Origin of the sequence: Streptomyces sp. NPDC006265 (assembly GCF_040613555.1) — a bacterium.
Lineage (GTDB): Bacteria > Actinomycetota > Actinomycetes > Streptomycetales > Streptomycetaceae > Streptomyces.
In genome coordinates, this window is sequence record NZ_JBEXSH010000497.1 from 1 (window position 1) to 6,685 (window position 6,685).

Sequence of the window (6,685 nt, forward strand, 5' to 3'; positions counted from 1 at the left end):
GTCGGCGGCCCGGACCCGCTCCTGCACGCCGCGCGCGGTCAGCCTGCGGGCCAGGGTCCGGGTACGGCGCTCGGCTCCGGCGTGGATGTCACGCGCGCGGGAGCGGGCCTCGGCGGCCTCGACGATCCGCCCGAGGAGGTCGACGGACCCGGCGGTGAAGTCGCGCTCGGCGATCAGTTCGGCGCGCCGGCCCAGCTTGTTGCCGAAGCCGCTGACCAGGTCGGCGAGCCCGTCGGTGTCGCGGGTGTCGGTGACGGCACGCAGCAGCAGGTCGGTGAAGTCGGCGTCCTTCTTCACTGCGAAGAGACCGGCTGCCTCGCCCTCGTCGGCGTTCATCTCGCGCTGGTAGCGGAAGAGTTCGGGGTCGAGGCCGAGGTCGCCGAGGTGCTCGATCCAGCGGTCGTGGGTCTCCTCCCAGTGCACTTCGAGGTGCGGGTAGTTCTTGCCCGCCTCGGTGAGGGCGTCGCGGAAGCCCTTCATGGTGCGGCGCCGCCCGCGCGCACTGGACTGGCCCTCGACCGGGGCCCGTACTGCGGTGGACTCCGCGACCGGGAGACCGTCCAGACTCAGTCCGGGCCCGGGCCGGAAGGAGTACCAGGCCTCGGCGAACTTCCGCGGGTCGTTGGAGACTTGCCGTCCGCGCCACTCGCTGACCTTGCCGACGACGACGCACTCGCCGGTCAGCACGTGCTGCCACTCCAGCGCCACGTGCCCGCAGTCGTCGGCGAGGAGGAACTTGCGCAGCACGCCGGAACTGGCGCCGCCGAGGGTGTTGCGGTGGCCCGGCAGCATCACGGAGAAGATCAGCTTGAGCAGCACCGACTTGCCGCCGCCGTTCTCGAGGAAGAGCACACCCGCGGGCGCGGGCCGGCGCGGCGGGCCGACCGGCTCCTCCTCGAAGAACTCCGCCTGCGTGGGCGCGGGGTCGGGCACGATCTCGCCCACCCCCCGCAGGTCAAGCACGGTGTCGGCGTAGCGCGCACCGGCGGGCCCGATCGAGTAGAGGCGGACCCGGGACAGCTCGTACATGGCGGACTCTCGTAAGTCTTCGTGAGATGGGGAGTTCAGGAGGAGTGGAACGGCAGCCCGGCGTCGGCGACCAGCTCCAGGTCGTCGCTCTCCTCGGCGGGCAGCAGCGTCGGAGTGCCGTCGGTGACCGGGACGACGCCCAGTTCCAGCAGCTCGGCCATGGCGGCGCTGCCGGCCATGTCGCGGACCTGGAGCTGGTAGCGGGCGGTCGTGCGGTACGTGCCGCCGTGGTCGTCGCCTGTGCGCTGCAGGAATCCGGAGTCGGTGAGGAAGGCGACCGCCTTGGCGACGATGCCGGTGGTCGAACCGGCCAGGCGGCGAGCGTCCTTGGTGGCACCGGTCGCGCTGCGCCGCACCCAGATCCGCCAGGCGGCCTCCAGGCCGGGTGCGTCGGTCGCCGGGTCGGTGTTCTCGCCCTGCTCGTCGGCGCGCTCTTCCAGGCGGCGGCAGGCCTGGCGCACGAAGGCGTCGACGCCGTTGACCGAGACCCGGCCGATGTAGCCGTCGTCGGCGAGGTCCTCGGGGCGCGGGAACGCCATGGCGGCGACGGCGAGGTGGGCGAGCCCGTGCAGGAACCGGTCACCGCCGTCGGCGGACGTACGACGCGCGTAGTCGCCCATGCGGATGGCGAACACCGAGTCCTCGGCGGCGGTCACGGCCATGCCCGCGCGGGGGGACACCTCCAGCACGATCAGCCCGAGCCCGGTCGCCACGGCGTCCGCGAGCCGTGCGAAGGGCGGGTCCTCGCGGTACCGCCGCAGCAGGTCCGCGTACTCCTGGTCACGGGCGGGCTGCAGCTTGGGCTGCAGGCCGAACGACACGAGCCGGGCCGCGTCGGCGGCGTCGGCGGGAGTGACGGCGGCGCCGGCCGCGGGCGCCGGTCCGTCCGGCTCGCTCCACTCGACATGCTCGCTCACGGTCGGGACTCCTTGTGCCACTCGTACTGACTCATGCTGCTTCCGTCCGGTCCGCCGCCATCCCCGCCGCGTCCAGCAGTGCGGTACCGACGATCAGGTCGGCCCCGCCGAACTCCGGGTCGTCGAGCTCGGTCCCGTCGTCCACGGCGAAGAGCAGCTTCTGCTCGCCCTGGCGGTAGGCCGTGCCGACCGGCGGACTGGCGGCGTGCACCGCCAGCAGGGCCACCAGGTACGGCAGCTCGGGGTCCCGCCGCCTGGCCTGTGCCAGCAGCCCCGACAACCGGCGCGGCGCGTCCGCCGGCAGGTCGAGGAGCTCCTGTGCCGCCGCCATCTGCTCCTCGCTGAACCGGCTGTCGTCCGGCGTGGCGATCAGGTCCGGCTCGGGCATCTCCGCACCCAGGTGCTCCCGCTCCACCGGCGGCGTCAGCAGTATGTCGACCAGGTCGCCGACCCGGACGGACACCGGCGTGCGCAGCCCGGTGCCGCGGCCGAAGAAGGCGTCGGTGACGCGGACGGCCTGCTCCAGCGGCAGCGGGAGGACGGGCGAGACGAGATGCCCGTAGAGGTCGATCCCCGACGTGGTCATCGGTGTGGCGAAGGCCTGCCGGTCCTGCTCGGCGCGGAAGAGCGGTCCGGCCTCCAGCAGCCGGGACTGCAACTGTGTGTGCCGGCGGATGCAGTCCTTGACGATGTCGACGAGCTCGGCGGCACGACGCTTCTGCTCGGGGTCTTCGGACTCGTCCCGCGCCTTGCGGATGTTGGTGAGGATCGCGTTCTCGTGACGGTAGCGGTCGGCGACGTGCTCCAGCGCCTCGGCGATCATGTCGGGCACGGTGGAGAGCCAGTCCACCGCGCGCACGTTGCGCCGGGTGGCGTCCAGGGCGCGGCGCAGGGTCTCCGAGTACTGCACGGTGCGGTAGCGGGCCTGTTCGGCCGCGAGCTGGGCGTCGGCGAGCCGGCCGCGGCTGATCAGCACCTCGAGCTTGACCTCGGCGGCGATCTGCGCGCTGGTGACGTCCGTGTCGAGGGCGCCCACGAGGACGTTGACCGCCTCGTCCGTCGTGCGGAGGTAGACCGTGCCGCCGGCGCCCGGGACCTCCTCGATCAGCTTGAAGTCGTAGTCGCGGCGTACATAGGTGCCGTCCGCGCCGAACGTGCCGTACACCGCGCGGAAGCCGCGGTCGACGCTGCCGACGTTGACCAGGTTCTCCAGGACCCAGCGGGCCACCCGCTCGTGCTCGGCGGCGGGCCGCTGCGGGGCCTGGGCGGCGATGCGCGGGATGAGCCGGGCGACGATCTGGTCGTGGTCCGCCCCCGTGTCGAAGTCCATGTTGAGGGTGACCAGGTCGATGGCCGCGAGGGCGACCTCCGCCATGCCGTACACCGAGTACGCGCCGGCCAGATTGGCCTTGCGCGCGTCCAGGTCGTGCAACGGCGCGGTGCAGGCGAGCGCGCGCAGGCGCCGCGCCAGGCCCTCGTCGGCGGCCGGCCCCGGGGCGGGGCGCGGCCCCGCGCTGAGCTGGGGCGGAACGCTGTCCGTCGATGCAGGCGAAGTCACGGTGCACAGACTAGGTCCTGGGTCTGACAACAACCCAAACGACGCGGTACGCCCCCTGAGCCGAAGCCCTCAGCCGTCCTCGCCGACCCCCTGAGCCGACGCCTTTCAGCCGTCGTCACCGACCCGCCGCCGGTACACCTCGACCACACGCTCCAGCGAGTCGTCGAGGTACCCGGCGAGCAGACGCTCGGACTCCTCACGGTCCCCGCCCTGAAGAGCCTCAAGAATCTCGACATTTCGTGCGATGTACGGCTCGTGCAGTCGCTGTGGCTCGTCCACCACATGGAAGGCCAGCCGCAGTTCGGCGAAGACGCTCCGCATCAGCTCGGCGGTGCGCTCGCTCGCGGCGAGAGCGACCAGCTCCCGGTGGAAGTGGATGTTCGCGGTACCCACCGCTTTCCAGTCACCTTCCCGGGCCGCCGTCCGCCCCTCCTCGACCGCCCCGGCGAGCCCGTCCAGGCCGTACGGCGGCTCACCGAGACCGCGGACAACGGCGCACTCGACGAGCCGCCGGGTGCGGTAGATGTCCTCGACGTCCTCCACGGTCAGGACCCGGACGAAGACGCCCCGGTTGAGCTCGTGGACGAGCAGACGCTCGTGCGTGAGCAGCCGGAACGCCTCGCGCAGGGTGTTGCGGGAGACGCCGAGCGCGCCGCCGATGCTGTCCTCCGACAGGCGGGTCCCGGGCGGGAAGTAGCCCTCGGCGATGCGGCTCCTGAGGATGTCCGAGACCCGTTCCGCGGTGCTGGTGCGTCCCAGGAGGGCCCGGTCGTCGGCGAGGTCCTTCAGCTGCTCTGCCATGCCGGAATTCAATCGCAGATCACAAGAACGAACCAACATGGGTATTGAGGGATCGTTGAACAATCCTCTACGGTGCTACGCACGGCGTCGCTTTCCGCACCGCGGCGCCGACCGCCTCCGTACGGCACGGCTCACTCCGAAGCGCCCTCCGTCCTCCCTCTGCGAGGTGCCCATGAGCACGACCCCTCCACCGCAGGCCCAGATCGACGACCCACGCCCCGCGACCACCGAACGCACCTCGGACGACGGGGCGTTCGGCTGGTTGCGCGCCCTGGGCCCGCGCGGCCGCCGCGCCTTCACCGGCGCCTTCGGCGGCTATGCCCTGGACTCGTACGACTACTTCACGCTGCCGCTGAGCATGGTCGCGCTGTCCGCCTACTTCGGCCTGAACAGCGGCCAGACCGGTCTCTTCACCACGGTCACGCTGGTGGTCTCCGCGGTCGGCGGCGCCCTCGCGGGCGTGCTGGCGGACCGCGTCGGCCGGGTGCGGGCCCTGATGGTCACGGTGATCACCTACGCGGTGTTCACCGTCGCCTGCGGTTTCGCGCCCAACTACGAGACGCTGCTGGTCTTCCGCGCGCTCCAGGGCCTCGGTTTCGGCGGCGAGTGGGCGGTCGGCGCGATCCTGGTCGCCGAGTACGCGAGCGCCAAGCACCGGGGGCGCACGCTCGGCGCGATCCAGAGCTCGTGGGCCGTGGGCTGGGCCCTCGCCGTGATCGTCTACACGCTGGTCTTCTCGGTGGCCGGCGACGACCTGGCCTGGCGCATCATGTTCTGGACCGGGGCGCTGCCCGCGCTGCTCGTCATCTGGCTGCGGCGCAGTGTGCACGACGCCCCCGAGGCGGCCGCGGCGCGTGAACAGAGCGCGGAGAAGGGCTCGTTCACGGCGATCTTCAAGCCCGGCCTGCTGCGGATCACCCTCTTCGCGGGGCTGCTCTCCACCGGTGTCCAGGGCGGCTACTACACGCTGGCCACCTGGGTGCCGACGTACCTGAAGTCCGAGCGCGACCTGTCGGTCGTCGGCACCGGCGGCTATCTGACGTTCCTCATATCGGGCGCCTTCATCGGCTACCTGACCGGCGGCTACCTCACCGACAAGCTGGGCCGGCGCCGCAACATCTGGCTCTTCGCGCTGCTGTCGGCGCTCTGCATCCTGGCGTACGCGAACATCCCGAGCGGCGCCAACACCCTGGTCCTGATGCTCGGTTTCCCGCTCGGGTTCTGCATGTCGGCGATCTTCAGCGGCTTCGGGTCCTACCTGAGCGAGCTGTACCCGACGGCGGTGCGCGGGACGGGGCAGGGCTTCACGTACAACACCGGCCGCGCGGTGGGGGCCGTGTTCCCCACGATGGTCGGGTTCCTGGCCGACAGCTGGGGTGTCGGCGGCGCGCTGGTCTTCGGCGCGATCGGCTACGGCATCGCGGCCCTGGCCCTGCTCGGGCTGCCGGAGACGCGTGGGAAGGAGCTCGCGTGAACCGCACGGGCACCGGCGTCGGGGACCATCCGGTGGTCCTCGTCGACGATGACGCGCACGCGTGGAGCCCCGGAACGGCCCGCTCCCGCTTCCGGGAGGGTCTGACGGGTCCCACGGCCGGGGTCGCGGCGGGCCACACCCAGGTCAACCTGATCTCGGTGCCCGCCGACTGGGCCTACGACATGCTGCTGTTCTGCCAGCGCAATCCCAAGCCCTGCCCGGTCCTCGACGTCACGGACGCCGGCTCCTGGACGACCGTGCTGGCCGAGGGCGCGGACCTGCGCACCGACCTGCCGCGCTACCGGGTGTGGCGGGACGGCGAGCTGGTGGACGAGCCGACGGACGTGCGGGCCCACTGGCGGGACGACCTGGTGTCGTTCCTCATCGGGTGCAGCTTCACCTTCGAGTGGGCGCTGGACGAGGCGGGCGTTCCGATCCGCCACGTCGAGCAGGGCCGCAACGTCCCGATGTACGTGACGAGTCGGCGGTGCCGTCCGGCGGGGCGGCTGCACGGGCCCCTCGTGGTGTCCATGCGGCCGGTGCCGCCCCGGCAGCTGGCGGCGGCGATCCGGGAGAGCAGCCTCATGCCGGCGGTGCACGGCAGCCCCGTGCACTGCGGCGATCCCTCGGGCCTCGGCATCGACGACCTCGGCCGCCCCGACTTCGGGGACCCGGTGGCCGCCGAGCCGGACGACATCCCGGTGTTCTGGGCCTGCGGAGTGACCCCGCAGGCGGCCGTGATGGCCTCGCGTCCGCCGTTCGCCCTCACGCACGCCCCGGGGCAGATGTTCCTCACCGACGCCCGCGACGAGCAGTACCGCGTGGCCTGACAGGAGACACGGCACATGACCTCGATCGACCTGAACGCCGACCTCGGCGAGGGCTTCGGCCGCTGGCGGCTCACCG

The 6,685-nt window shown here is 72.1% G+C and carries 5 protein-coding genes and 1 pseudogene; 2 read left to right on the forward strand and 4 right to left on the reverse strand.

Features of this window, described 5'->3' with window-relative positions; all coding sequences use genetic code 11:
• The 4 genes and pseudogenes from ABZ281_RS31630 to ABZ281_RS31645 form a co-directional block, all read right to left on the reverse strand.
• Positions 1 to 1,029, reverse strand: a pseudogene (locus ABZ281_RS31630) (hypothetical protein); the annotation flags it as partial.
• A 35-nt stretch (positions 1,030 to 1,064) separates the two neighbouring features.
• Positions 1,065 to 1,946: a hypothetical protein gene (locus ABZ281_RS31635; protein WP_356661054.1), complete on the reverse strand. Its 882-nt coding sequence runs from the start codon at positions 1,944 to 1,946 to the stop codon at positions 1,065 to 1,067.
• 31 nt (positions 1,947 to 1,977) lie between these two features.
• Entirely contained in the window at positions 1,978 to 3,504 is a 1,527-nt protein-coding gene (locus ABZ281_RS31640; RefSeq protein WP_356661056.1) for a hypothetical protein, read from the reverse strand.
• A 105-nt stretch (positions 3,505 to 3,609) separates the two neighbouring features.
• Positions 3,610 to 4,305: a GntR family transcriptional regulator gene (locus ABZ281_RS31645; RefSeq protein ID WP_356661058.1), complete on the reverse strand. Its 696-nt coding sequence runs from the start codon at positions 4,303 to 4,305 to the stop codon at positions 3,610 to 3,612.
• Positions 4,306 to 4,477: 172 nt separating this feature from the next.
• Between ABZ281_RS31645 and ABZ281_RS31650 the strand changes: the two genes are divergently transcribed.
• Positions 4,478 to 5,779, forward strand: a complete 1,302-nt coding sequence (locus ABZ281_RS31650) for an MFS transporter (RefSeq protein ID WP_356661060.1) — start codon at positions 4,478 to 4,480, stop codon at positions 5,777 to 5,779.
• On the forward strand, positions 5,776 to 6,609 hold the full coding sequence (locus ABZ281_RS31655; RefSeq protein WP_356661062.1) for a putative hydro-lyase: 834 nt from the start codon (positions 5,776 to 5,778) through the stop codon (positions 6,607 to 6,609). The genes ABZ281_RS31650 and ABZ281_RS31655 overlap by 4 nt, the downstream gene beginning before the upstream one ends.
• The last annotated feature ends 76 nt before the right edge of the window (positions 6,610 to 6,685 follow it).

Excerpts from the sequence above, each read along its gene's own strand:
- ABZ281_RS31645 (WP_356661058.1), bottom strand. The coding sequence starts at position 4,305 with ATGGCAGAGCAGCTGAAGGACCTCGCCGACGACCGGGCCCTCCTGGGA.
- ABZ281_RS31650 (WP_356661060.1), top strand. The coding sequence starts at position 4,478 with ATGAGCACGACCCCTCCACCGCAGGCCCAGATCGACGACCCACGCCCC.